Source organism: Actinopolyspora mzabensis (genome assembly GCF_900101095.1).
In the GTDB taxonomy this organism is placed as follows: domain Bacteria; phylum Actinomycetota; class Actinomycetes; order Mycobacteriales; family Pseudonocardiaceae; genus Actinopolyspora; species Actinopolyspora mzabensis.
This window is the reverse complement of record NZ_FNFM01000014.1, coordinates 78,855-104,290: the sequence shown is the minus strand read 5'-3', so window position 1 is coordinate 104,290 and position 25,436 is coordinate 78,855. Positions and strand designations below refer to the sequence as shown.

At 67.9% G+C, this 25,436-nt stretch carries 20 protein-coding genes, 3 tRNA genes and 1 pseudogene; 18 read left to right on the top strand and 6 right to left on the bottom strand.

Annotated elements, in window-relative coordinates; genetic code table 11:
* Positions 1-36: 36 nt before the first annotated feature.
* Entirely contained in the window at positions 37-690 is a 654-nt protein-coding gene (locus BLR41_RS21300; protein ID WP_092632224.1) for an ACT domain-containing protein, read from the bottom strand.
* Positions 691-1,109: 419 nt separating this feature from the next.
* Between BLR41_RS21300 and gatC the strand changes: the two genes are divergently transcribed.
* From gatC to gatB, 4 genes are read left to right on the top strand one after another with little or no spacing between them, the layout of a single operon-like run.
* Complete coding sequence (gene gatC / locus BLR41_RS21295) at positions 1,110-1,409, top strand: Asp-tRNA(Asn)/Glu-tRNA(Gln) amidotransferase subunit GatC (RefSeq protein ID WP_092632305.1); 300 nt, start codon at positions 1,110-1,112, stop codon at positions 1,407-1,409.
* On the top strand, positions 1,409-2,956 hold the full coding sequence (gene gatA / locus BLR41_RS21290; RefSeq protein WP_092632221.1) for an Asp-tRNA(Asn)/Glu-tRNA(Gln) amidotransferase subunit GatA: 1,548 nt from the start codon (positions 1,409-1,411) through the stop codon (positions 2,954-2,956). The genes gatC and gatA overlap by 1 nt, the downstream gene beginning before the upstream one ends.
* Positions 2,956-3,150, top strand: a complete 195-nt coding sequence (locus tag BLR41_RS21285) for a hypothetical protein (protein ID WP_092632218.1) — start codon at positions 2,956-2,958, stop codon at positions 3,148-3,150. Before gatA ends, BLR41_RS21285 begins: the two co-directional genes overlap by 1 nt.
* Entirely contained in the window at positions 3,147-4,655 is a 1,509-nt protein-coding gene (gene gatB, locus BLR41_RS21280) for an Asp-tRNA(Asn)/Glu-tRNA(Gln) amidotransferase subunit GatB (protein ID WP_092632215.1), read from the top strand. The genes BLR41_RS21285 and gatB overlap by 4 nt, the downstream gene beginning before the upstream one ends.
* Positions 4,656-4,725: 70 nt before the next feature.
* On the opposite strand, the gene BLR41_RS21275 is transcribed toward gatB, so the two are convergent.
* The gene (locus BLR41_RS21275; protein WP_245694680.1) at positions 4,726-5,919 is read right to left on the bottom strand and encodes a PQQ-dependent sugar dehydrogenase; all 1,194 of its coding nucleotides are present in this window, start codon (positions 5,917-5,919) and stop codon (positions 4,726-4,728) included.
* A 124-nt stretch (positions 5,920-6,043) separates the two neighbouring features.
* Here BLR41_RS21275 and BLR41_RS21270 point away from each other — a divergent pair, with 124 nt between their 5' ends.
* Positions 6,044-6,796 (top strand): DoxX family protein, encoded by a 753-nt coding sequence (locus tag BLR41_RS21270; RefSeq protein ID WP_092632209.1) that lies wholly within the window; start codon positions 6,044-6,046, stop codon positions 6,794-6,796.
* A gap of 40 nt (positions 6,797-6,836) precedes the next feature.
* Here the strand turns inward: BLR41_RS21270 and ilvD are convergent, their stop codons facing one another.
* Complete coding sequence (ilvD, locus tag BLR41_RS21265) at positions 6,837-8,681, bottom strand: dihydroxy-acid dehydratase (RefSeq protein WP_092632206.1); 1,845 nt, start codon at positions 8,679-8,681, stop codon at positions 6,837-6,839.
* A gap of 158 nt (positions 8,682-8,839) precedes the next feature.
* Positions 8,840-9,484 carry a PH domain-containing protein gene (locus BLR41_RS21260; RefSeq protein ID WP_092632203.1) on the bottom strand — a complete coding sequence of 215 codons (645 nt, stop codon included), beginning with the start codon at positions 9,482-9,484 and terminating at the stop codon, positions 8,840-8,842.
* A 330-nt stretch (positions 9,485-9,814) separates the two neighbouring features.
* Between BLR41_RS21260 and BLR41_RS21255 the strand changes: the two genes are divergently transcribed.
* From BLR41_RS21255 to BLR41_RS21220, 8 genes and pseudogenes are all read left to right on the top strand, one after another.
* On the top strand, positions 9,815-11,644 hold the full coding sequence (locus BLR41_RS21255) for an acetolactate synthase large subunit (RefSeq protein WP_092632199.1): 1,830 nt from the start codon (positions 9,815-9,817) through the stop codon (positions 11,642-11,644).
* An 8-nt stretch (positions 11,645-11,652) separates the two neighbouring features.
* Positions 11,653-12,159, top strand: coding sequence for an acetolactate synthase small subunit (gene ilvN / locus BLR41_RS21250; RefSeq protein ID WP_092632302.1), 507 nt, complete (start codon positions 11,653-11,655; stop codon positions 12,157-12,159).
* A 42-nt stretch (positions 12,160-12,201) separates the two neighbouring features.
* A pseudogene (ilvC, locus tag BLR41_RS21245) lies at positions 12,202-13,200 on the top strand (ketol-acid reductoisomerase); the annotation flags it as partial.
* A gap of 122 nt (positions 13,201-13,322) precedes the next feature.
* Positions 13,323-13,568, top strand: a complete 246-nt coding sequence (locus BLR41_RS21240; RefSeq protein WP_092632193.1) for a DUF397 domain-containing protein — start codon at positions 13,323-13,325, stop codon at positions 13,566-13,568.
* A 233-nt stretch (positions 13,569-13,801) separates the two neighbouring features.
* Complete coding sequence (serA, locus tag BLR41_RS21235; RefSeq protein ID WP_092632190.1) at positions 13,802-15,397, top strand: phosphoglycerate dehydrogenase; 1,596 nt, start codon at positions 13,802-13,804, stop codon at positions 15,395-15,397.
* A gap of 404 nt (positions 15,398-15,801) precedes the next feature.
* Positions 15,802-16,845 (top strand): 3-isopropylmalate dehydrogenase, encoded by a 1,044-nt coding sequence (locus BLR41_RS21230; protein WP_092632187.1) that lies wholly within the window; start codon positions 15,802-15,804, stop codon positions 16,843-16,845.
* 299 nt (positions 16,846-17,144) lie between these two features.
* The gene (cimA, locus tag BLR41_RS21225; protein WP_092632184.1) at positions 17,145-18,830 is read left to right on the top strand and encodes a citramalate synthase; all 1,686 of its coding nucleotides are present in this window, start codon (positions 17,145-17,147) and stop codon (positions 18,828-18,830) included.
* Positions 18,831-18,898: 68 nt separating this feature from the next.
* Positions 18,899-19,681, top strand: a complete 783-nt coding sequence (locus tag BLR41_RS21220) for a fumarylacetoacetate hydrolase family protein (RefSeq protein ID WP_092632181.1) — start codon at positions 18,899-18,901, stop codon at positions 19,679-19,681.
* Between the two features lie 128 nt (positions 19,682-19,809).
* Here the strand turns inward: BLR41_RS21220 and BLR41_RS21215 are convergent, their stop codons facing one another.
* Entirely contained in the window at positions 19,810-21,048 is a 1,239-nt protein-coding gene (locus tag BLR41_RS21215; RefSeq protein ID WP_092632299.1) for an FAD-dependent oxidoreductase, read from the bottom strand.
* A 232-nt stretch (positions 21,049-21,280) separates the two neighbouring features.
* Between BLR41_RS21215 and gltX the strand changes: the two genes are divergently transcribed.
* From gltX to BLR41_RS21190, 5 genes are all read left to right on the top strand, one after another.
* On the top strand, positions 21,281-22,792 hold the full coding sequence (gene gltX / locus BLR41_RS21210; RefSeq protein ID WP_092632178.1) for a glutamate--tRNA ligase: 1,512 nt from the start codon (positions 21,281-21,283) through the stop codon (positions 22,790-22,792).
* A gap of 160 nt (positions 22,793-22,952) precedes the next feature.
* Complete coding sequence (locus BLR41_RS21205) at positions 22,953-23,744, top strand: HAD family hydrolase (protein WP_143013152.1); 792 nt, start codon at positions 22,953-22,955, stop codon at positions 23,742-23,744.
* Positions 23,745-24,118: 374 nt separating this feature from the next.
* Positions 24,119-24,190: transfer RNA gene (locus tag BLR41_RS21200), tRNA-Gln, on the top strand.
* A 28-nt stretch (positions 24,191-24,218) separates the two neighbouring features.
* A tRNA-Glu gene (locus BLR41_RS21195) sits at positions 24,219-24,291 on the top strand.
* Between the two features lie 164 nt (positions 24,292-24,455).
* Positions 24,456-24,528, top strand: a tRNA-Glu gene (locus BLR41_RS21190).
* 185 nt (positions 24,529-24,713) lie between these two features.
* Here the strand turns inward: BLR41_RS21190 and BLR41_RS21185 are convergent.
* Positions 24,714-25,415, bottom strand: coding sequence for an IclR family transcriptional regulator (locus BLR41_RS21185; protein WP_165400580.1), 702 nt, complete (start codon positions 25,413-25,415; stop codon positions 24,714-24,716).
* Positions 25,416-25,436 lie beyond the last annotated feature (21 nt).

Here is a 25,436-nt window from a genome sequence, read left to right as displayed (position 1 = left end):
ACCGTTCGTGGGGCCCTTCGGGCGGTACGGTCGTACTCAGCCGTCCAGCACCACCGAGACGATGCCCGCCAGGTGCGCCAGCCGGGCTACCTCGGAGGTGCGAAACATCGGCCCGCCCGGTCGGCCCGCCAGCAGCACCAGGTCGGGTTTGCCTATCGGGGTGGCGGCCAGTTCGGTACCCAGTTCCTTCCAGGTGTCCGGCACCCAGGAGTCGTCCCCCTCCAGCACGGTGGCCCTGGGTAACGGCATCCACGGTAACCACAGGTACTCGTCCTCCGGAGCCGAGGTGCTGGCTGCCAGGTGCTCCGGCCCTCCAGCGCGGCTACCGAAGATCATCGCCCACCCCGAGCGAATGATCCGGGGTACGCCCTCGGCGAACAGCTGGAGTCCCCGCGCCGGTTCGGCGGCGATCTCCTCGACCAGCTCCAGCTCGCGGTGGGTGTCCAGTATGCCGGCATAGGGCCGCACCGCGTCCACCCGAACGCCTTCCACCGACTCCGCGGCCGTGATCAGCACGTCCGGCAGCCTTCCGGAGGGAAGCTCCACGATGAGGTCGTCGATGGCGGCCTCGCTGCTCCGCTCGACCACATCCACGCTGAGGATGTCGGCCTCGATCTCGCCCAGCGCGCTCGCCACCGACCCGAGTGCACCGGGACGGTCCGGAACCTGAACCCGGATGAGGAAGGACACCGGTTTTCACGCCTCCAGCATCGTGCGCGGCACCTCGCCGTCCGCGCCGGACCGGTTCGCACGAGCGGCTCGGGGCCCTCGTGTGGAGCGGACCGGCCAAATTGTGGCAGACGCGACGCTCCCCCGGGACGATGCCGCTGGATGCACACCGGCTCGAAACGATCTCGATGCCCGGGTGTGACCACCCGTTGGTGGTCGTGGTCGCTGCCCATAGACTCGTTGTCACCTTTCGAAGCCTGTTCGGCGACCCGAGCGAATCGGTTCAGTGATCAGCAGGAGCGGGACGGTCGACATCGTTCTCGCGGCCTCGTTCGTTCCGCGCCGCGCGGGTGGCGAACAGGAATTCGACTCGAACACGTGTGGTAGCCGGAAACGACCGGATACCCGAACGAACCGGACACGATCAGGGGGCCCGCGCATTGTCCACGATTTCCCGTGACGAGGTGGCTCATCTCGCCGGCCTCGCCCGGTTGGCCGTATCCGAGGAGGAACTCGACACGTTCGCAGGCCAGTTGGACGTGATCCTCGATTCGGTCGCCAGGGTCGGCGAGGTGGCCGCCGACGAAATACCGCCCACGTCCCACGCGGTACCGGTCACCAACGTTTTCCGAACGGACGAGGTGCGTCCCGGGCTGTCCCGCCGGGAGGCACTGGCCGGGGCACCCGCCACCGAGGAAAACAGGTTCCGAGTACCCAGGATTCTCAACGAGGAGGCGTGATGTCCTCGACCACATCAGTCCCGGACGGGCCTGGTTCGACCGAACTCACCGGTCTCGCCGCCTCCGAACTGGCCGCCAAGATCGCCGCGGGCGAGGTGTCCGCCGTGGAGGTCACTCGCGCGCACCTGGACCGTATCGAGGCGATCGAACCGGCGGTGCACGCCTTTCTGCACGTCGACCGCGAAGCCGCGTTGGACGCCGCCCGGCGGGCCGATGAGCAGCGTGCCAACGGCACGCCCGCTTCTCCGCTGGCCGGTGTGCCGCTGGCCCTGAAGGACGTGCTCACCACCACCGACATGCCGACCACCTGTGGCTCCAGGATGCTGGAGGGCTGGACACCCCCGTACGACTCGACCGTGGCGGCCAGGCTCCGCGACGCGGGTGTGGTGATCCTCGGCAAGACGAACATGGACGAGTTCGCCATGGGCTCGTCGACCGAGAACTCCGCGTTCGGACCGACCCGCAATCCGTGGGACACCGACCGGATCCCCGGTGGTTCCGGGGGAGGCTCCTCGGCCGCGCTGGCGGCGTTCGAGGCGCCGCTGGCGATCGGCACCGACACGGGGGGTTCCATCCGGCAGCCCGCCGCGGTCACCGGGACCGTGGGGGTCAAGCCCACGTACGGCGGGGTGTCCCGCTACGGCCTGGTCGCGTTCTCCTCCTCGCTGGACCAGGCGGGACCGTGCGGGCGTACGGTGCTGGACGCCGCGATGCTGCACGAGGTCATCGCCGGGCACGATGTGATGGACTCCACCTCGGTGGCCGCGCCGGTTCCGAAGGTGACCGCCGCCGCACGGGAAGGTGCGGGTGGGGATCTGCGCGGGGTGCGCGTGGGGGTCGTCCGCGAGTTCGGCGGCGAGGGCTACCAGCAGGGCGTGCGGGACTCGTTCCGCACCGCCGTGGACACGCTCACCTCGCTCGGTGCCGAGGTCGTGGAGGTCTCCTGCCCGCACTTCGAGTACGCGCTCGGGGCCTACTACCTGATCGCGCCCAGCGAGTGCTCCTCGAACCTCGCGCGGTTCGACGCGATGCGCTACGGACTGCGGGTCGGTGACGACGGCACCCGCAGCACCGAGGAGGTCATGTCGCTGACTCGGGAGCAGGGCTTCGGTCCCGAGGTCAAGCGTCGTATCATGCTCGGCACCTACGCGCTCTCGTCCGGCTACTACGATGCCTACTACGGCCAGGCGCAGAAGGTCCGCACCCTGATCACCAGGGACTTCGACGCCGCTTTCGGGCAGGTGGACGTGTTGGTCTCGCCCACGACCCCCACCACCGCGTTCCGCATCGGGGAACGTGTCGACGACCCGATGGCCATGTACCGCGCGGACCTGTGCACCATTCCGAGCAACCTCGCGGGCAACGCCTCGATGAGCGTGCCCTCGGGGCTTTCCACCGAGGACGGTATGCCCGTCGGTCTGCAGATCATGGCGCCCGCCATGGCCGACGACCGGCTCTACCGCGTGGGTGCCGCCTACGAGGCGGCGCGCGACGCGGCTTCGGAAGTTCCCCTGCTCGACCGTGTTCCGCGGTTGGAGGTCGCCTGATGAATCCCAAGTTGCGAGCCCTGCTCGCCGTCGGTGCGGAGCTGTCCCGCGGCATCGGTCTGCGTGGCAAGATCCGCAAGGCGCGCGAGGACAACGATCGACTGGTGATGGCGGACGCGATCGTCACCGTTCTCGGGTTGATCACCGGAGTGGCGTTGGCCGTTCGCGAGGTACGTAAGGCGGAACGGGAATGACAGCTGTCGCCGAGATCATGGACTACGACGAGGTCCTGCGACGTTTCGACCCGGTGCTCGGGCTCGAGGTGCACGTCGAGCTCTCCACCGCCACCAAGATGTTCTGCGGCTGTGCCAACGAGTTCGGCGCCGAGCCGAACACGCGGGTCTGCCCGGTGTGCCTGGGTATGCCGGGTGCGCTGCCGGTGGTCAACGGCTCGGCCGTGGAGTCGGCCATCAGGATCGGTCTGGCACTGGACTGCCAGGTGGCGGAGTGGTGCAGGTTCGCGCGGAAGAACTACTTCTATCCGGACATGCCCAAGAACTTCCAGACCTCGCAGTACGACGAGCCGATCGTGTTCGACGGCGGTCTCGACGTCGTGCTCGACGACGGTGAGACCTTCCGGGTGGGCATCGAACGGGCCCACATGGAGGAGGACACCGGCAAGTCGTCGCACGTCGGCGGTGCCTCCGGCAGGATCCACGGTGCCGAGCACTCGCTGCTGGACTACAACCGCGCGGGTGTGCCGCTCATCGAGATCGTCACCAAGCCGATCACCGGTGCCGGGGAACGTGCTCCCGAGATCGCTCGCGCCTACGTGACCGCGCTGCGGGATCTGCTGCGTTCGATGGGCGTTTCGGACGTCCGGATGGACCAGGGGTCGTTGCGTTGCGACGCCAACGTCTCGTTGACCCCGAAGGGGGAGAGCGGCTTCGGTACCCGCACCGAGACGAAGAACGTCAACTCGTTCCGCAGCATCGAGCGGGCGGTGCGTTTCGAGATGCGCAGGCAGGCGTCCCTGCTGCAGAACGGTTCCGAGATCGTCCAGGAGACCAGGCACTTCGACGAGTCCACCGGTGAGACCTCCTCGGGGAGGCGCAAGGAGGAGGCCGAGGACTACCGCTACTTCCCGGAACCCGATCTCGTTCCGATCGCTCCCTCGCGGGAGTGGGTGGAGCAGCTGCGCGGCACGCTTCCGGAGATGCCCTGGGAGCGGCGTAGGCGGGTCCAGGAGCAGTGGGGACTGTCCGACGAGGAGCTGCGCGATCTGGTCAACGCCTCGGCGTTGGATCTCGTCGCGGCCACCGTGGACGCCGGTGCCTCGCCATCGGAGGCGCGCTCGTGGTGGGTCGCCTATCTGAGCCAGCGCGCCAACGAGCGCGGCGTGGAGCTCGCGGAGCTGTCGGTCACGCCCGGCCAGGTGGCCCGGGTGATCGAGCTGGTCGGCGAGGGCAAGCTGACGCACAAACTGGCCCGCCAGGTGATCGACGGGGTGCTCGAGGACCGGGGCGAGCCGGACGAGGTGATCGCCGCCGACGGCATCGAGGTCGTCTCCGACGACTCCTCGCTGCAGGCCGCGGTGGACGAGGCGCTGGCGGCCCAGCCCGACGCGGCGGAGAAGATCCGCGGCGGCAAGGTGCAGGCCGCGGGCGCGATCGTGGGGGCCGTCATGAAGGCCACCCAGGGGCAGGCGGACGCCAAGCGGGTCCGCGAACTGGTGCTGGCCGCCTGCGGTCAGCAGTGAGAACCGTGCCGGGGTGACGCGCACACCGGCGTGACCGTCTCCCGCATCGCGGCACGTGGTGCGGGAGACCTCACTCCTTGCCCGCTGTTCCCCCGTTGGGCGGCTCGATACGGATCACCCTGTCGTCGCTGGAGACGGGGTCCCCGCCCGCCTTGTTCGCGGTGCCGAGCCACAGCATTCCGTTCGGCCCGCTGCTGGCCGCGCGCAGCCGACCGTAGGTGTCCTCCAGCGCCCGTTCCGGTTCGCCGGTGAACGTTCCCTCCGGGCCGGGACGCATGGTGTAGACGGCCGAGGCGTCGGTCAGTGCCACCACGATCAGCCCACCCCCCGCGGCGCAGCCGGCCACACCGGGGTTCGTCCGCCAGGACCACTTGGGGGCACCTAGTTCCTCGTCGGGCGAGCCGCGGAGCAGCACGTCCTGCTCGGCACGCCGGTCGGTCACCCAGAACGTGGAGCTGTTCGGTCGGGCGCACAAGCCACCGGGCGCGCTCAGCCCTGCCGCGATCACCGGTGACCCCGGGTCGGGGTTGTCCTGGGCGGGGTCGCCGAAGGTGTCGATCCGCAGCACCTTGCCCGCCAGCGCGGCGCGTTCGTCCGCCTTGCCCTGGGCGCCCGCGTTGCCCGTCGCGACGAGCAGCGTGTCCGAACCGCTCGTGGTGATGGCGCCCGCGTTGCCGCTGGGGCCACGCGGAATACCGGTCAGGATGGGTTCCGGCGGATCGTCCGGGGCGATGCGGATCACGCGGTTGTCGGTGGCAGTGGTGACATAGGCGTAGGCGAGGCCGTCCTCGGCATAGCTCGGCGAGAGAGTCAGCCCGGTGAGCCCGCCACCGCCCGCGGCGTCCACGTCGACACGGGCCAGCTCCCGCGGATCGGAGTCCCGTTCGACCAGCATGATTCTGCCGGTCTTGCGCTCACCGACGAGAGCACCCCGGCCACCGGGCAGTACGGCCACGTCACCCACCGCCCCGAGACAGGTCGCCACGACGGCGGGGTCGGGGTCGTCGCAGCCGTCCGGCTCGGCCTTCTCGGAGGGCGAGGTCTCGGTGTCCCCCTCCCCGGGAGGCTGCTGACGTCCTTCGGCGCGCGGTTGCGGCCCGGCCTGCGGCCGTAACGAGGGCTGTTCCCGCCACTGCTTCGGATGCTGGTCGGGGAACTCCGCGCAGCCACCGGTCAGGACGGCTGCGACCAACGCCGTGCCGACCGCCGCGTAGCGGCGCGGCGCACGGGAGCGCTGATGTCGGTCGCCGGTTCGGACTGCCACGGTCGCAGACCATATCGCGTCACCGGTTAACCCGGAGTGAGTGCCGCGAACACTCCCGGCCCTCCCGCCGTCGATTTTTCCGAAAAGCTCGCACATTTCGCGGAGGATGTCCTAGCCTTTCGCCGTGCGAATCCACGACGACCGCCCCGATTCCGCGGGCGGGTATCCCGATGATCAGTATCACCGTGATGTCCGGGAACCGCAGGGTGGCTGGACCGTTCCGGAACGGGAACAGGGCTCGACACGCACGTACGGCAGTTCCACCGGGAGCGGGGCCGTGGAACTCGACTACTACGACGACGATGCCTACACCAACGTGGGAGATCCCGCCTCGCAACGCGACCTGGACCTCTACGACGAGTTCGCCGACTCGGTTAACCGGCGGCGCTGGAACGGCGGTGCGGACTTCGCGCTGCTGGTGTTGCGATTGGCACTGGGCGCCGTGTTCATCGCCCGCGGCGCACGGAAACTCTTCGGCGTGCTCGGTGGGCAGGGCCCGGAGGGAACCGCGGACATGCTGTCCGGCATGGGATTCCGGGAGCCGCAACTGCTCGCAACCGTCACGGCTGGGGTGGAGTTCGGCGCGGGGATCCTGGTGGTGCTCGGGCTTTTCACGCCGCTGGCGGCCGCGGGGCTGCTGGGTGTGATGCTCAACGCGGTGGTCGTGCAGCGTGCCGACGGATTCTTCCTGGAAACCGGCGGTGTCGAGTATCCCGCGATGCTCGGTGTCGTGGCCCTGGCGCTGCTGTTCGCGGGGCCGGGACGTGTGGCGGCCGACAACGGGCGCCTCTGGTTCCGACGTCCGGTCGCCAGTGGCTTCGTGGGGCTGCTGCTGGCGGTTGCCGCCGCCGCGGCGGTGTTCTTCGTGTTCCGGTGAACCGTGGTCGGTGGGTCCGGGCCCACCGACCACGTCCGGTTCAGCCGCAGATGCTCCGGACGGCTCCGTACGAGGCGGAGGTGGCCAGGCTCGCGTAGGCCCGCAGCGCCGTACTGACCCGGCGCTGTCGGTCCACCGGTTGCCAGGGGTGTTCCGAGCTCGCCATCTTGGCCCGACGCTCGGCCAGGGTTGGTTCTTCCACCAGCAGTTCGAGTTTCCGCTCGCCCACGTCGATGCGGATCTGGTCACCGTCCTCGACCAGACCGATCGTGCCGCCGTTGCCCGCTTCGGGGGAGATGTGCCCGATGGACAGGCCCGACGTTCCCCCGGAGAACCTCCCGTCGGTGATCAGTGCGCACTCGCGGTCCATTCGGGCGCCCTTGAGAAATGCGGTGGGGTGCAGCATTTCCTGCATACCGGGGCCACCCGACGGGCCCTCGTAGCGGATCACCAGCACGTCGCCCGCTTCGATCTCCCGGTTCAGAATCGCGGAGACGGCTTGTTCCTGACTCTCCAGAACCCGGGCGGGTCCCTGGAAGGTCCAGAGTTCCTCGTCGACACCGGCCGTTTTGACCACTGCGCCGTCCTCGGCCAGGTTGCCCCGCAGCACGGCCAGGCCGCCGTCGGTGGTGTAGGCGTGCGCGACGTCGCGGATGCACCCCTCGGCCGCGTCGGTGTCCAGTGCGGACCAGCGGTTCTCCGTGGAGAAAGCCTCGGTGGTGCGGACTCCGCCGGGCGCGGCGTGGAAGAGTTCCGAGGCGTGCTCACCGGGGTTTTCACCGCGCACGTCCCACTCGGACAGCCAGGAGCGCAGGCTCGGGCTGTGCACCGAGCGGACCTCGCGGTTGAGCAGTCCGCCACGGTCGAGCTCACCCAGGATCGCCGTGATGCCGCCCGCCCGATGCACGTCCTCCATGTGGTAGTCGGAGTTCGGGCTGACCTTGGCCAGGCAGGGGACGTTGCGGCTGATCCGCTCGATGTCGGAGAGCGTGAAGTCGATCTCGCCCTCGCGTGCGGCGGCGAGGGTGTGCAGCACCGTGTTGGTCGAACCGCCCATGGCCATGTCCAGTGCCAACGCGTTCTCGAACGCCTGCTCGTTCGCGATCGAACGCGGCAGTACCGAGTCGTCGTCGTACCGGTACCACTGTTCGGCGATCTCGACCACCGTGCGGCCCGCGCGTTCGAACAGGTCGCGCCTGAACCGGTGGGTGGCCAGCGTCGAACCGTTGCCGGGCAGCGCCAGCCCCAGCGCCTCGGTCAGGCAGTTCATCGAGTTGGCCGTGAACATGCCCGAGCAGGAACCGCAGGTGGGGCAGGCCGAGCGTTCCACCTCGCTCAGCCCCTCCTCGTCCACCTGCGAGTTCGCCGACGCGGCGATAGTGGTGATCAGATCGGTCGGCGCGTGGGCGACACCGTCGACCACGACCGCCTTGCCCGCCTCCATCGGCCCGCCCGAGACGAAGACCGTGGGGATGTTCAGCCGCATGGCGGCGTTGAGCATCCCCGGGGTGATCTTGTCGCAGTTCGACAGGCAGACGAGCGCGTCCGCCTGGTGCCCGTTGACCATGTACTCCACCGAGTCCGCGATGATCTCGCGGGAAGGCAGCGAGTACAGCATTCCGCTGTGCCCCATGGCGATGCCGTCGTCGATCGCGATGGTGTGGAACTCCCGTGGGACACCGCCCGCCTCGCGAACCGCCCCGGCGATCACCTCTCCCAGGTCGCGGAGGTGGACGTGACCCGGTACGAACTGGGTGAAGGAGTTGGCGATCGCCACGATCGGTTTGCCGAAGTCGTTGTCGGTCATTCCGGTGGCACGCCACAGCGAGCGGGCGCCTGCGGCGTTTCGACCGTGTGTCGTCGTTCGGGAACGCAACTCGGGCATGATTGAAAGCTCTCACTTAGTGGGACTACCGCCGCGCGGGCGGACACGGTCACGCCTCGTGGGCGACAGGAGTTCGCGGTGAGCACGACACTACTCCGGTCTCGTTCGTGCTCGTGAACACCCTGGTCGTGTCCGCATGGTGAGAGCCCCGTCCGGATTCAATCCGCGTCCGCGTCCTTGGGGCGGCTCGGGTCCTGTATGCGGCCGCGGCTCATCGTGGCCAGTCGTGGCACATCCCGGACCCGGAGTGCCGGCAGCCGAACCTCGCGGTCCGAAGTGGTCACCGCGCGCACCCAGCGGCGTTCGTGGAGTCGCAGTGCCCTGATGTCGGACCAATCCATCCGGGTCGCTCCGGTGAGGGTCCGAGCCGTGATGCCCGACTCGTCGACGACGGTGCGCGTCCGAACAACCCAGACGATCAGGCCCAGCGGTATCAGGTACAGCACCGACAGCGGCGGCAACGAGGCCGCCACGGGGCTGATGCAGAACGCGAGCACGAGGATCACCAGCAGGCTCACCCGCGTGATCCGGAAAACCAGGCGGGGCGGCAGTTCAGGAGGCTCCGCCTGCTCGGAGTCGCCCTCCGGGGGGTGCTCCGGTTCCCGCTCTGTCGTGGTCTCCGGTGCCCCCGACGCGGTTTCGTCGGTGTCTCCTGCTTCGGGTGCGGCCTCTTGCCCGGTCTCGGTTCCGGTCTCGCCCGGGGAACCCGCCCCCTGCTCCTCCGTCCCGGTGGTTTCCGGCCGGGGCGGTTCCTCCCCTGCCTTCGGGGCGGAAAGTCGGTCGTTTTCCTGGGAGTCGTTCACCGTTCGATGGTCTCAGCTGCGCAGTTCGCCTTTTCGGGGAGTGGGCGCTACCGGTGAGGCTCTTCCGCTCGTGCGCCGGGGTCGGCTTCTTCGCGTGCCCTGTCACCCGGTGGTGTCCAACATCCGGGAAGTATTTCCCGTAGGTTTGACTTGGTTGTCGTGCCGAGGCTAATGTGCGAGCCATGCAGCGCAGTAACGACATTCTCGTACTTCCCGGGCGCGTCGACGCCTGAGGAGTACGAAACGTCGACGCGCCCACCCTCGTTCGGCCCTGTGCCGGCGGGGGTTTTTTCGTGCCCGGCCCCATTCATCGACCACGAGGCAGACTCGATGACCAGCGCCAACACCAGGCAGAATCCGGCCCCGGAGGCATCACCGGGGCAACGTCCGAAACCAGCCCCGCCCCACGGGGCACCGGTAAGAGCCACCGGTGCGCAGTCCCTCGTCCGCTCGCTGGAAGCGGTGGGCTGCGAAGTGGTGTTCGGTATCCCGGGCGGTACGATCCTGCCCACTTACGACCCGCTGCTGGACTCGACGAAGGTTCGTCACGTACTGGTTCGGCACGAGCAGGCGGCCGGACACGCAGCTACCGGATACGCCCAGGCCACCGGTAAGACCGGGGTGTGCATGGCGACCTCCGGGCCCGGGGCGACCAACCTGGTCACCGCGCTTGCCGACGCGCACATGGACTCGGTGCCGCTGGTGGCGATCACCGGGCAGCAGTCCACCGGCCAGATCGGTACCGACGCGTTCCAGGAAGCCGATATCTGCGGCATCACGCTGCCGGTCACCAAGCACAACTTCCTGGTCACCGATCCCGACGAGATCCCGCGGACCGTCGCCGAGGCGTTCTACATCGCCTCCAGCGGCCGCCCCGGTCCCGTCGTGGTCGACGTCCCCAAGGACGTGCAACAACTCGTCACGTCGTTTTCCTGGCCCCCCGAGCAGCGGCTGCCCGGTTACCGTCCGGTCGGTAAACCGCACGGCAAGCAGGTCAGGGAAGCGGCCCGGTTGATGGCCTCGGCGCAACGACCGGTGCTGTACGTGGGGGGCGGTGTGGTCAAGGCCGAGGCTGCCGAGGAATTGACCAAACTCGCCGAGCGCACCGGCATTCCGGTGGTGACCACACTGATGGCGCGTGGGGTTTTCCCGGACACGCACCCGTTGCACCTGGGCATGCCCGGCATGCACGGCACCGTCGCCGCGGTCGCCGCGATGCAGCGTTCCGACCTGCTGCTCGCGCTGGGAACCCGGTTCGACGACAGGGTGACCGGTCGGCTGTCGGATTTCGCTCCGGAGGCCAAGGTGGTGCACGCCGACATCGATCCGGCCGAGATCTCCAAGAACCGGGTCGCCGACGTGCCCATCGTCGGTGACTGCAAGGAGGTCCTCGCCGAACTCGTCGATGCCGTGGACACCGCCGAAGCGGAGCACGGCGCCCCGGACCTCGCACCGTGGTGGAACCAGCTCGGCGACTGGCGGGACCGCTTCCCGCTGGGCTACGACTGGCCCTCCGACGGCACGCTGTCGCCGGAGTACGTGATCGAGCGGATCGGTGCGCTGGCGGGCCCGGAGGCGGTCTACACCGCGGGGGTGGGCCAGCACCAGATGTGGGCCGCGCAGTTCATCGGCTATCAGCGGCCGCGTAGTTGGCTCAACTCCGGTGGGCTGGGAACGATGGGCTACGCGGTGCCAGCGGCGATGGGCGCCAAGGCCGGGGCTCCCGGCCGGCAGGTGTGGGCCATCGACGGGGACGGTTGTTTCCAGATGACCAACCAGGAACTGGCCACCTGCGCCATCGAACAGCTGCCGATCAAGGTCGCCGTCATCAACAACGGCAATCTCGGTATGGTTCGGCAGTGGCAGAACCTGTTCTACGCCGAGCGCTACTCACACAGTGACCTCGGCACCCACAACCACCGGATTCCCGATTTCGCGCTGCTGGCCGACGCCCTCGGCGGGGTGGGAATGCGGTGTGAGGCCGCCTCCGACGTCGACAGCGTCATCGAGCGGGCCATGGCAGTCGACGACCGACCCGTGGTCATCGACTTCGTTGTGGGCAAGGACGCCCAGGTCTGGCCGATGGTCGCCTCCGGCACCGGCAACGACGAGATCATGGCCGCTCGCGGAATCCGCCCACTGTTCGACGACGAGGGGTGACCACACCGATGAGTCGACACACACTCAGCGTGCTGGTGGAAAACGTCCCCGGTGTGCTCTCCCGGGTCTCCGGACTGTTCTCCCGGCGCAGCTTCAACATCGAATCCCTGGCCGTCGGTCCCACCGAGCACCCGGAGATCTCCCGGATGACCATCGTGGTCTCGGTGGAGGAACAACCGCTGGAACAGGTCACCAAGCAGCTCAACAAACTGATCAACGTCATCAAGATCGTCGAGTTGGAGCCCGAGTCCTCCGTGCAGCGTGAACTGCTGCTGGTCAAGGTGCGGGCAGACGCCTCGGTGCGCAGTCAGGTCCTGGAAACCGTGCAACTGTTCCGGGCCAAGGTCGTCGACGCCTCTCCCGAGGCGCTGACCATCGAGGCCACCGGGGACACCGACAAACTCGACGCCCTGCTGCGCATGCTCGAGCCCTACGGCGTCCGCGAGATGGTCCAGTCCGGCATGGTCGCCATCGGCCGAGGAGCACGCTCCATCACGGCAACCGCGGTGCGTTGACCCGCGTACGACGCGGATTCGCTACAGAAAGGAACACGAACGGTAATGGCAACTGAGATCTTCTACGAGGCGGATGCCGACCTCGGCCGGGTGCAGTCGCGCAAGGTCGCCATCATCGGGTACGGCAGCCAGGGGCACGCACACGCGCTGAGCCTGCGGGACAGCGGCGTCGACGTCCGGATCGGTCTGCCGGAGAACTCCAAGTCGCGCGAGAAGGTCGTGGAGGAGGGGCTGCGGGTCGTCACTCCCTCGGAGGCGGCCGCCGAGGCGGACCTGATCATGATCCTCGCGCCGGACACCAAGCAGCGTCGGATCTACGCCGACGACATCGCTCCGAACCTCAACAGCGGGGACGCGCTGTTCTTCGGACACGGGTTCAACATCCGCTACGGGCTGATCCAGCCGCCCTCCGACGTGGATGTCGCCATGGTCGCCCCCAAGGGGCCTGGTCACCTGGTGCGCCGCCAGTTCGTGGACGGCAAGGGAGTGCCGTGCCTGATCGCGGTGGAGCAGGACCCCAGCGGCGAGGCGCAGCAGCTGGCGCTCGCCTACGCCGCCGGTATCGGCGGTGCGCGGGCCGGGGTCATCAAAACCACCTTCACCGAGGAGACCGAGACCGACCTCTTCGGTGAGCAGGCCGTGCTCTGCGGTGGAACGAGTGCGCTGGTGCAGTCCGGCTTCGAGGTTCTCGTCGAGGCCGGTTACCAGCCGGAGATCGCCTACTTCGAGGTGCTGCACGAGCTGAAGCTGATCGTGGACCTGATGTGGGAGGGCGGTATCGCCGGACAGCGGTACTCCTGCAGTGACACCGCCGAGTACGGTGACCTCACCCGTGGTCCCCGGGTCATCGACGAGCACGTCAAGGACTCGATGCGTCAGGTCCTCTCCGAGATCCGGGACGGCTCCTTCGCGAAGGAGTGGGTGGCCGAGGACGAAGCGGGCAGGCCCGAGTTCAACAAGCTGCAGGCCGCTGGCAACGAGCACCAGATCGAGGAGGTCGGCAAGCGGCTTCGGTCCCTGATGTCCTGGACCAAGGGCTGAGGGATTCGGGCGATTCGCCGTGCCGTGGGGCGGTCCCGAGGGAGTTCGGGGCCGCCCCACGGTTTTTCCGGAGTGCTCCCGGGCGTCACGGGAGGTTCGCGCGGCGCGCTAATATCCACACCGTGAGTGAGGAAACGCAACCGGTCGACGACAAGGCCCACATCCGGGACGAGCTCGACTTCACCAACGCCGAGTGGATCACCAGCACCGACGACGATGACGAACCGGGAGTGGAGATCGCCTTCGTGGACGGCTATATCGGCATGCGCAACGGAGCAGATCCGGAGGGGCCCGTGCTGGTGTTCACCCCGGAGGAGTGGGACGCCTTCGTGGCGGGTGCCAAGGACGGGGAGTTCGACGAGCCGTGAGCCGTCGAGCCGCTTCGCCGCGAGGCGGCGGGGTGTTCGACCGGCCACGGAGCCCGTGTGCGGCGGTTTCGGTGTTGTTTCCGCTACGCGGTCGTGTTGGGATGCCGTAGCGTTACGGTGATACGTCCAACACTTGTGTGAACGGATTCTCATATCAGCGTTAAACTGCTTCACCAGCCCGGCACAATGGCGTGCCTTGCTTCGACCCTGATCTCTGTTACTGGAGCGCGCCCGTGACCAACGCAAGCCGTCCTGTCGTCCTGATCGCCGAGAAGCTGGCCCCTTCGGTGCTGGAAGCATTCGGAGACGAGGTCGAGATCCGTCACGTCGACGGCACCGACCGCCCGGCACTGCTCGAAGCCGTTGCCGACGCCGACGCGCTGCTGGTCCGTTCGGCGACGAAAGTCGACGCCGAGGTCTACTCGGCCAGCACGCGGCTGAAGGTCGTCGCCCGTGCGGGAGTGGGACTGGACAACGTCGAGGTTCCCGCCGCCACCGAACGCGGCATCATGGTCGTCAACGCCCCCACCTCCAACATCGTCTCGGCCGCCGAGCACGCGATCGCGCTGCTGCTGGCGGTGTCCCGCAACGTGGCCGTGGCCGATGCCAGCCTGCGTGCCGGGGAGTGGAAGCGCAGTGCGCTCAGCGGCGTGGAGATCAACGACAAGACCGTCGGTGTCATCGGTCTCGGCAAGATCGGCCAGCTCGTCGCGCAGCGACTGGAGGCCTTCGGTGCCAAGCTGATCGCCTACGATCCCTACGTCTCTGCCGCGCGTGCCGCCCAGCTCGGCATCGAGCTCGTCAGCCTCGAGGAGCTGCTGCAGCGCGCCGACGCCATGTCGATCCACCTGCCTAAGACCGCCGAGACGCTCGGCCTCATCGGTGCCGAGGAACTCAAGAAGACCAAGCAGGGCGCGATCATCGTCAACGCCTCGCGCGGTGGGCTCATCGACGAGGACGCGCTCGCCGAGTCGCTGCGCAGTGGGCACCTCGGCGGTGCGGGTATCGACGTCTACAGCACCGAGCCCACCACCTCCAGCCCGCTGTTCGAGCTGTCCAACGTGGTCGCGACTCCGCACCTGGGTGCCTCCACCGCCGAGGCCCAGGACCGGGCCGGTACCGACGTGGCTCACTCCACGCTGCAGGCGCTGCGCGGTGACTTCGTTCCCGACGCGGTCAACGTGCAGGGCGGTGCCGTCGGCGAGGAGGTTCGCCCCTACCTGCCGCTGACCCAGAAGCTGGGCTCGTTGCTGGCCGCGGTGCTCGGCAGCACGCCGACCTCCGTCACGGTCGAGGCCAGGGGTGAGCTGGCCGACGAGGACGTCTCCGTGCTGCCGCTGGCGGCGCTGCGCGGTGTCTTCTCCGGTGCGGTGGAGAGTCAGGTCACCTTCGTCAACGCTCCGCAGCTCGCCGAGGACCTCGGGGTGGACATCGACGTCAAGACCGCTCCGGAGAGCGCGAGCCACCGCAGCGTGGTCTCGGTGCGCGCCGTGCTGGCCGACGGCCGTACGGGTGTCGTCTCGGGCGCCCTGGACGGTCCGAACCAGGTGGAGAAGCTCGTCGAGGTCAACGGCAGGCACTTCGACCTGCGTGCCGAGGGCAGCGTCCTGCTGCTGGAGTACCCGGACCGGCCCGGTGTCATGGGCAAGGTCGGGACGCTGCTCGGCGAGGTCGGGACGAACATCGAGGCCGCGCAGATCAGCCAGACCTCGGACGGTTCGGACGCGATCATGCTGCTGCGGGTGGACCGCCCGGTCGATGCGGGCGTGCTCGAGCCGATCGGCGCCGCCGTCGGTGCCAAGACCGTTCGGACCGTCAGTTTCGAGTGAACCGATCCCGCGGCCCCGTTCGGGCCGCGGGTCACCCGGGTTCCGTACCGGGTCACCTCGTGTGACCGGTGGGGTATCCCGGCGGATCCTTCGGGGGCCGCCGCTGCACGCGGCGGCCCCCGTTTTTCGTTCGCGGGGCCGCGAGGATCCGTGCGCGCGTGTACGGACAATCGATCGGAATCGAGTTCTCGTTCCGGCGGACGAAAGCTGTATCGGCTGGTCAGCGGCTCGGTTGTCTCCTCCGAACACCCCCTGCACGGGTGACATTCACCCGATTGGGTGTCCCACTGTTCGGGAAGTGACGTCCAGTATTGGGGTCCGGCGTGCCTGAGCGACACCGAAGCACGGTAGCCTGCGGCACAACGTTTCAGCCCCAAATCGGGGGTAGGACTCGGGAGGTGTGCATGCGGCTCGCTGTGATCCCAGGTGACGGGATCGGGCCGGAAGTGGTGGCCGAGGCGCTGAAGGTGCTCGGGGAAGTGGTCCCCGAAACCGAGATCACGCGGTACGATCTGGGCGCCGCTCGCTGGCACAACACCGGGGAGCTACTTCCGGAATCCGTGTTGGGTGAGTTGCGCGAGCACGACGGGATTCTGCTCGGTGCGGTGGGTGATCCCTCGGTGCCGAGTGGGATCCTGGAACGCGGATTGCTGTTGCGGCTGCGTTTCGAACTCGACCACCACGTGAATCTGCGTCCGGCGCGGCTTTATCCGGGAGTGCAGAGTCCGATCGCCGACCCCGGCGAGGTCGACATGGTCGTCGTCCGGGAAGGCACCGAAGGCCCCTACGCGGGCAACGGGGGCCTGCTGCGCAAGGACACGCCACAGGAAGTGGCGACCGAGGTGAGTCTCAACACCGCCTTCGGCGTGGAGCGAGTGGTCCGCGACGCGTTCGCGAGGGCCTCGGCTCGTCCACGCAAGCATCTGACCCTGGTGCACAAGACCAACGTGCTCAGCCACGCCGGATCCCTGTGGTCCCGGGTGGTCGAGGAGCTGTCGCTGCAGTATCCCGACGTCACGGTGAACTACGAGCACGTCGACGCCACGACGATCCACCTGGTGCAGGATCCCGCTCGGTTCGACGTGATCGTCACCGACAACCTCTTCGGCGACATCATCACCGATCTGGCCGGTGCGGTCACCGGCGGTATTGGCAGGGCCGCCAGTGGGAACATCGACGCCACGCGGCGCAATCCGAGCATGTTCGAACCGGTACACGGCAGTGCGCCCGACATCGCCGGGCAGGGCATCGCCGACCCAACGGCGGCGGTGTTGTCCGTCGCGTTGCTGCTCGACCACGTCGGTTACGCGGAGGCCGCGAGGCGGGTGCAGGCCTCGGTCGCCTTCGATCTGGCCACGCGTGATCACTCCGCGCCGGGTGCCACGCACGCCATCGGTGATCGACTCGCCGCGCTGGTTTCGGCGCGGGAAGTCGTGCAGCAGGTGTGATCCCCCGCCGAGTCCGACCGGATCGGCCGCGCCGCTGACGGGCCGTGCCACGGACACTTCGAGTGTCCGTATCGTGGGAAGAAAGGCCCACTGGCTGGAGTGTGTCCGCGATGTGCGAGCATTGCGGCATGCTCCAGTGCACGACGGGCATTATTGGCAAGCGCGCCGGGTGACTCGACTCCGCAGACCCGGCGCGCAGACCTCTCGCATCCGCGGGGGGTCTTTTTTGTGTCCACGACAGCCATAACGGGCCGTTCCAGCCACGACCGGCCCGCCATCACCGCCCTTCTGGAGGGACAGTGAACCGCACCAGCCCGGCAGGGACCCCACAGGCGGACACGTTTCACGTCTACGACACCACGCTGCGCGACGGCGCGCAGCGCGAAGGCATCTCCTACTCGGTGGCCGACAAGCTCGCGGTCGCCCGCATCCTGGACAGTCTCGGCGTGGGCTTCATCGAAGGCGGTTGGCCCGGTGCGTTGCCGAAGGACACCGAGTTCTTTCGTCGGGCCACCGCCGGCGAGCTCGACCTTCGGCACGCCGTGCTCACCGCGTTCGGCTCCACACGCCGACCCGGGGTTCCCGTGCAGCAGGACGACCAGGTGGCCGCGTTGCTCGACTCGGGAGCTCCCGCGGTCACGCTGGTCGCCAAATCCGACAGCAGACACATCGAACGCGCGTTGCGTACCGACGTGACCGAGAACGGTGCCATGATCGCCGACACCGTCAGGTACCTCACCGAGCACGGCAAACGCGTTTTCCTGGATGCCGAGCACTTCTTCGACGGGTACGCCCACGATCCGGACACCGCCCTGCGGATGCTCGACTCGGCCGTGCACGCGGGTGCCGACCTGGTGTGCCTGTGCGACACCAACGGTGGGCAGCTGCCGACAGCACTGGCCGAAACGGTGGAGGAGATCGTCCGGCGTACCGGTTTCCGGTTGGGGATCCACTGCCAGGACGACACCGGCTGTGCCGTCGCCAACACGCTCGCGGCGGTGCAGGCCGGGGTCACCCACGTGCAGTGCACCGCCAACGGCTACGGAGAACGGGCGGGCAACGCAGACCTGTTCCCCGTCATCGGCAATCTGGAGACGAAACTTGGGCTGCCCGTGCTGCCCGAGGGCAACCTGTCCGAACTCAGCCGGGTATCGCACGCGCTCGCCGAGATCGCCAACATCGCGCCGGACACGCATCAGGCGTATGTGGGGGGATCCACCTTCGCCCACAAGGCCGGGCTGCACGCCAGCGCGATCAAAGTCGATCCCGAACTGTACAACCACATCGACCCCGAGCGCGTCGGCAACGGAATGCGGGTACTCGTCACCGAGATGTCCGGCCGTGCCAGCCTGGAGCTCAAGGCAGTCGAACTGGGGCTGGACCTGAGTTCGGCGCCGGACGCCATCACCGGTGCGGTGCGGCGGGTCAAGGAACTGGAAGCACGGGGGTGGTCCTTCGAGGGAGCGGACGCCTCGCTGGAGCTGATGCTGCGTCGTGAGATGGCGCTGGCCGACGGCTCCGCGGCGGAGACGGACCGCGACACCTCGGGCGAGGTGTCGTTCGGCGCGCCCTTCGAACTGGAGTCCTACCGGGTCTCGCTCGACCACCGTCCCGACGGGCAGGTGGTCTCGGAGGCGACTGTCAAGTTGCACGTGCTGCAGGAACGCGTCATCGCCACCGCCGAGGGGAACGGTCCCGTCAACGCGTTGGACGCCGCACTGCGCAAGGCGCTGGTGCCTCGCTTGCCGTGGTTGGACGAGGTCGAACTGGTGGACTACAAGGTGCGGATTCTCACCGACGCTTCCGGCACCGACGCCGTCACCAGGGTGCTCGTGGAGTCGCGGGACGAACACCGGGAGTGGAGCACCGTGGGCGTGCACGGCAACATCGTCGAAGCGAGCTGGTACGCGCTGTGCGACGCGTTCGCCCACAAGGCGGTCCACCGGGGTGAGACGGCGGAGGTCAGTAGCTCCAACACGAGGTGACCAGGAACTGGACCGTTGCCCACCCGCACGTAAGCTGTTCGGCGAACAGTTGATGACGGAGGTTTCGTTTGCGCCTGGCACGTGTTGCTCAGCCCGAAGGGGTCTCGTTCGTGGCATTGGAGCCGGACCCCAAATCCCCCGGTGAGAAAGTGCTCGCCGTCGAGATCGACCAGCATCCGTTCGGGGAGCCGACGTTCACCGGTCGTAAGTGGCCGATGGCCGACGTGCGGCTGTTGGCGCCCATCCTGCCGACCAAGGTGCTCTGCGTGGGCAAGAACTACGCCGAGCACGCACGGGAGATGGGTGGGGAGGTGCCGGAGAATCCGGTGCTTTTCATGAAGCCTTCGACATCCGTGATCGGCCCGAGTGCCCCGATCAAGATGCCGCCGAACTCCGAGCGGGTCGACTACGAGGGCGAGCTGGCCGTGGTGATCGGCCAGCCCTGCAAGGACGTGCCCGAGGCCAGGGGAACCGACGTGGTGCTCGGGTACACGATCGCCAACGACGTCACGGCAAGGGACCAGCAACGGGCCGACGGGCAGTGGACCAGGGCGAAGGGCTACGACACCTTCTGCCCGCTGGGACCGTGGATCGACACCACCGTTGACCCCTCCGACCTGCAGTTGCGCACCGAGCTCGACCGCGAGCTGTGCCAGGAGTCCCGCACCTCGCTGTTGACGCACGATGTGGCCGGTCTGATCTCGTTCATCTCCCGGGTCATGACCCTGTTGCCCGGTGACGTGATCCTGACCGGTACCCCCTCCGGGGTGGGCCCGATGCGGGCCGGACAGAAGGTCTCGGTTTCCATCGACGGCCTCGGCACACTCACCAACCCGGTGCAGCAGGCCTGAGCCACCGCTGTCGAGTCGCGGTGCGGCGTGCGTCCCCGCGGCCGCCCGGTCGCCGGCGCCACCGGCAGTGCGCTCGTTTCAACCGCGATTCCGTCCGAACCGCGGGTGGAACGAGCTTCTCCGGGGCATCAGCGGAGTGCCTCCCTCGGTGGGCGCTCCCGCCGAGCGCCGTAGGCAAGGATGTACGGCGGAACGACGCGCAGCCAGGGAAGTCTCGGCAGCAGCTTCAGCGGGCGGGGGAGTCGGGCGCGCCGACCGAAGTCGATCTCCCCACGCAGTGCCGGCTCGACCACGTTGGCGTGAACGGTGCGTTGCAGTCCCTGGAGGAGCGCGGTGGTGGGCAGGCGGGCGTGTTGGATCGCCGCGACGTGCCTGCGCCGCAGTTCGCCACGCCGCAACGGTTTCGCGAGGTGACGAGCGGCCGCCACCGCGTCCTGCACCGCCAGGTTGATGCCGATTCCGCCGACCGGTGACATCGCGTGTGCCGCGTCCCCGATGCACAGCAGCCCCGGAACGTGCCAGCGGCGCAGCCGGTCCAGGCTGACGTGCAGCAGCTTCACGTCCTCCCAACTACGGACGAGTTCCCGCCCGTCGTCGAGCCAGCCGAGTCGCCCACGCAGCGATTCGTTGAACTTCCCGATGTCGTGGGCTCGCTCGGTCGCGTCGGAGCCCTTGGCTATGACCGAGGCGGCCTGGAAGTAGTCCTCCCGATCCAGCAGTACGGTGAACGCGCCGTCCCCGATGTTGCCCACGGCTCCGGCGGGGTCCTCCTGCCGGCGTGGAATCCGGAACCACTGCACGTCCATCGGAGTCGGAAAGTCCCGCACCCGGAGCTGGTCGGCCAGTTCCCGCCGGACCAGGGAATCCCTGCCGTCACAGGCCACCGTGATGGTGGCCCGGAGCCTGCCACGCTCCCCGTCCGCCGTGCGGTAGTCGACCCCGGTCACCCGGCCGCGCTCCCGCACCAGACCGGTCACCTCGGTGCTCATGCGCAGCTCGAAGTTCGGCTCCTTCGCCGCTTCCGCCGCCAGCAGATTGAGCAGGTCCCACTGCGGCACCATGGCGATGTAGTTGTACTTGATCGGCAGCCGCTCGAAATCACCCAGCGTGTAGAACTCGCCGTCCGGCCCCACCGGCAACATCACCGTGCTGACCCTTCGCTGGGGCAGTTCGGCGAACCGCTCGGCGAGGCCCAGCTCGTCCAGCAGTGCCAACGTCGTCGGGTGCACCGTGTCACCTCGGAAGTCCCGCAGGAAATCCGCGTGCTTTTCCAGCACCGTCACGGGTACCCCGGAGCGGGCGAGCAACAGCCCCAGCACCATTCCCGCCGGGCCCCCTCCGACAACGCAGCAGGTGGTCCGCTTCATCGCGATCCCTCCCGTGTAGGACCTCTTCGACGCGGCCGCACCGCTGCTCGCGTGGGTGGTCACCCGGCACGAGCCGCGCCGGACGACTACCCGAGCCCGTGGTCGGAACGGGCACCTCGCGAGCCGCGAAGTACTTCCGCAGCAGAATTCAACAGGCGTTGAATAACGCCAGCATGCGCCGAAGGGACGCGCCGGTCAAGAGGGGCGGCAAGCGGGATAAGCTGAATCAGTCATGAGCACGTCAGATGTCACCACCGCCGAGTCCGACCGTCCGGTACGAGCCAGGTTCTGCCCCTCGCCCACCGGCACGCCACACGTCGGACTGATCCGCACCGCACTGTTCAACTGGGCGTTCGCCCGGCACAACAACGGATCGTTGCTGTTCCGCATCGAGGACACCGACGCGAGCAGGGACAGCGAGGAGTCCTACCAAGCACTGCTGGAGGCTCTTCGCTGGCTGCGCCTCGACTGGGACGAGGGGCCGGACGTGGGAGGTGAGTACGGTCCCTACCGGCAGAGCCAACGGCGTGAGATCTACGCGGACGTGGCCGCCGCACTGCTGGAGGCGGGGGAACTCTACGAGTCGTTCTCCACGCCCCAGGAAGTCGAACAGCGCCACCGGGATGCGGGTCGCGACCCCAAGCTGGGCTACGACAACGCCGACCGCGAGTTGACCGAGCAGCGCAAGTCGGAACTGCGGGCCGAGGGGCGCAGTCCGGTCCTGCGGTTGCGGATGCCGGACCGCGACATCGGGTTCACCGACCTGATTCGTGGCGAAGTCACCTTCCCCGCGGGCAGCGTGCCCGACCCCGTGCTGGTGCGCGGCAACGGTGACGCGCTGTACCCGCTGACGAATCCCGTCGACGACGCCCTGATGGGGATCACTCACGTGCTGCGTGGCGAGGACCTGCTGTCCTCCACGCCGCGCCAGATCGCGCTCTACGAGGCGTTGCAGCGGATCGGCACGACGGACTTCACGCCCGAGTTCGGTCACCTGCCGTTCGTGATGGGGGAGGGAAACAAGAAGCTCTCCAAACGTGACCCGCAGTCCGATGTCTTCCACCATCGCGAGCGTGGCTTCCTCCCCGAGGGACTGCTCAACTATCTGGCGCTGCTCGGTTGGTCCATCTCCGACGACCGCGACGTGTTCGACCTCGAAGAGATGGTCAGCGCGTTCGACATCCGCCGGGTCAGTGCCAACCCGGCGCGGTTCGACCAGAAGAAGGCCGATGCCATCAACGCCGCACATCTGCGTGCGTTGGAACTCGGCGATTTCATCGACAGGGTCGTGCCCTACCTGGTCGCCGGTGGCGTGCTGCCCGCGGGTCCGAACGAACGGCAGCTGGAGACGGTGCGAGCGGCCGCTCCACTGGTGCAGGAGCGATTGACCGTGCTGTCGGACGCGGTCGGGATGATGGGCTTCCTGTTCGCGGGCGAGGAGTTCGAACCGGAACCGGCAGCCGCGGCCAAGGCGCTGGGCAGTGACGCGCGGCCGGTGCTTTCGGCAGCCCTCGAAGTCCTCGAACCGTTGCCCGAGTGGCGCGCCGCCGACATCGAGAACGCCCTGAAGCAGGCGATCGTCGAGGGGTTGGGCATCAAGCCCCGCAAGGCGTTCACACCGGTACGTGTGGCGATCACCGGTCGTACGGTCTCGCCGCCGTTGTTCGAGTCGATGGAACTGCTCGGCAGGCAGTCCTGCCTCGACCGGTTGCGTGCGGCAATGCGGAACGCACCCGAGGAGTGAGCACCGCCACCGTGCCGGTCGCCGCGACGGAAGTCGGGCGGACCGGCACGGCACGTGTGTTCACGTGCTGTTGCACGCGGCGAGCTAAATCGTGTCAGTGACGTAAGTATCACCATGTTGGAGGAGTCGGCCACTCCGGGTGGAGTCTTAGCCTCACGGAGTGAAATCCGCACTTGAAGTATCCGCCTCGGAACGCTCTCGTGGTATCAGAGCGGTCTGCCTGGACATCGACGACACGCTGTTGGACAGTCGGGGGTCGGCTCGACGGGCTTTCGCGTCATTGACCGGCAACGATGCGGCATGGCCGGTGTGGCGACGGATAACCGACGAGTACAACGCGCGCATGATGGCGGGTGAGATCGATTTCGAGACGATGTGTCGCAGCCGCACCCGTGATTTCTTCGCCGCCTTCGGCGAACGGTTGAGTGAGGACGAGGTGCTGGCCAGGGAGCAGCGGCGAATGGTGGCGCTGCGCGACTCCTGGGAACTCTTCGAGGACGTCACCGGCTGTCTGGAATGGCTGCGTGCCAGTGGACTGCGCGTCGCGGCCATAACCAACGCCCCCGGTGGGTATCAGCGGCACAAACTCGCCGTCACCGGGTTGGCCGCCACTTTCGACGTGACGGTGATATCGGGCGAGTGCGGTGTGGCCAAACCCTCCTCCGGAATCTTCGCGGCTGCCTGCGACGCTCTGGGGCTTTCAGCCGCGGAAGTGGCTCATGTCGGCAACAACCTGGAGATCGACGCCAACGGGGCCGCCTGCGCGGGTATGCACGGCATCTGGCTGGACCGGGAGAGCGGCGGTTCGACGAGTTCGGCTGCTCCCGTCGACGGGGTGTCGGTGATCACGAGTCTGTACGAGTTACCCGAAGTTCTGGTGTGCGATCTTCCCTTCGGTGGCGCGGATGACGGGTTGCCCGCCCGCCAAGTCAGCATGGCCGGCTCGGCCTGACCGATGCTGTCCGTTCGGGGTGGGGCAGGCCCGTCGTAAGTGGGTCCGTTCGCTCGGGCGGGCCGGTTCTCGGGCGGAATCCCACCTGGTGCCCCGCCGGGGCCCGCCCGCCTCGCGCGGGGACTTCGGGGAGTCCCCGCGAACCGGGGAGAGAGGTTTCCGGCCACTGTTCGGGCCCCCGCTCGGGCGGATTCGGGGCAGCGGCCCGAAAATCACCACCGGGAGGCCCGCTCACCAGCCGAATCGCCCCTGGGAGGGGGGTGGTGCGAAGCCGTTCACGGGCATGGTCTAGTATATTCATCAACGCGATGAACAGAGGATATCGAAGCGGAAAAGAGAAAACCGCCGAGTGGTACGATGTTCATCGGTGCCGATGGGGTATGGTGTAATCGGCAGCACGACTGATTCTGGTTCAGTTAGTCTAGGTTCGAATCCTGGTACCCCAGCTGAAGAAGCGTACGATGCTTCTCGTGCGGTCCCGTCGTCTAGTGGCCTAGGACGCCGCCCTCTCAAGGCGGTAACGTGGGTTCGAATCCCATCGGGACTACGATAACCGGAGGGTTTCCGCTTTCCGGTGCTTCCCGGTTGTGGCCGATGCTGGTGCAAACAGCGTCATCTGCCTCCTTGGAGACCGTGTTTCGGTTCTCATCGGGTTATCAATCGGCACCTTCGTGGGTTATGGTCCGCTCGAAAGCGTTCGATAGCTTACACGGTCCCGTCGTCTAGTGGTCTAGGACGCCGCCCTCTCAAGGCGGTAACGTGGGTTCGAATCCCATCGGGACTACCCGAGAGCTACGAAGCCGGTGTGCGAGCACACCGGCTTTATTCATATCCCCGTGGGCGTGCCAGAGCCGTTGGATGCCGAATCCCCTCGGGCCATGCGCCGCGGGACGTCGGGCGGCACGGTTTCCCGAGTTCGTCGGGACCGTACCGCCGTCGCCCACTCGGCACCTGCGTACTCGCCCCGGTTCAGAGCCTGTTCTGCAGCCCGTCGGCAGCCGCGAGCAGATCGGCGGCCCACCGACTTCCCGGGCGGCGCCCCATCCGGTCGATCGGTCCGGATACCGAGATGGCGGCCACCACGGTGCCCGCCGAGTCCCGCACCGGTGCCGAGACGCTGGCCACTCCGGACTCCCGCTCGGCGACGCTCTGCGCCCATCCCCGGCGGCGCACCTCCATCAGGGTGCGTTCGCCGAAGACCGCCTCCGCCAGCACGGCTCGCTGGGTGGCGGGGTCGGACCAAGCGGCCAGCACTTTGGCGCCGGATCCGGCCGTCATCGGCAGCGCCGTGTTGACCGGAACCGTGTCACGCAGGCCGCTCGGCGGTTCCGCGGTGGCCACGCAGGTACGTTGCATCCCGTCACGGCGATAGAGCTGCACGCTCTCGCCGGTGATGTCGCGAAGTTTGGGCAATACCGCGGCCGCCGCCTCCAGCAGGGGATCCACCGCGCCGCCCGCCAGCTCTCCCAGCGCCGGACCGGAACGCCAGCGTCCGTCCGAGCCGCGTCGCAGCATCCGGTGCGTTTCCAAACCGACCGCGAGTCTGTGCGCCGTTGCCCTGGGCAATCCCGTACGCTCGCACAGCTCCGCCAGCCCGCACGGATCCTCTGCGGCGGCCTGCAGTACGGCCACCGCTTTGTCCAGAACTCCGATACCGCTATGCTCTCCCACGGGGCGATACTAACGTCTCGT

Excerpts from the sequence above, each read along its gene's own strand:
- ilvN (WP_092632302.1), top strand. The coding sequence starts at position 11,653 with ATGAGTCGACACACACTCAGCGTGCTGGTGGAAAACGTCCCCGGTGTG.
- BLR41_RS21255 (WP_092632199.1), top strand. The coding sequence starts at position 9,815 with ATGACCAGCGCCAACACCAGGCAGAATCCGGCCCCGGAGGCATCACCG.
- gatA (WP_092632221.1), top strand. The coding sequence starts at position 1,409 with ATGTCCTCGACCACATCAGTCCCGGACGGGCCTGGTTCGACCGAACTC.
- ilvD (WP_092632206.1), bottom strand. The coding sequence starts at position 8,681 with ATGCCCGAGTTGCGTTCCCGAACGACGACACACGGTCGAAACGCCGCA.
- BLR41_RS21230 (WP_092632187.1), top strand. The coding sequence starts at position 15,802 with ATGCGGCTCGCTGTGATCCCAGGTGACGGGATCGGGCCGGAAGTGGTG.
- gatB (WP_092632215.1), top strand. The coding sequence starts at position 3,147 with ATGACAGCTGTCGCCGAGATCATGGACTACGACGAGGTCCTGCGACGT.
- gltX (WP_092632178.1), top strand. The coding sequence starts at position 21,281 with ATGAGCACGTCAGATGTCACCACCGCCGAGTCCGACCGTCCGGTACGA.
- BLR41_RS21215 (WP_092632299.1), bottom strand. The coding sequence starts at position 21,048 with ATGAAGCGGACCACCTGCTGCGTTGTCGGAGGGGGCCCGGCGGGAATG.
- BLR41_RS21285 (WP_092632218.1), top strand. The coding sequence starts at position 2,956 with ATGAATCCCAAGTTGCGAGCCCTGCTCGCCGTCGGTGCGGAGCTGTCC.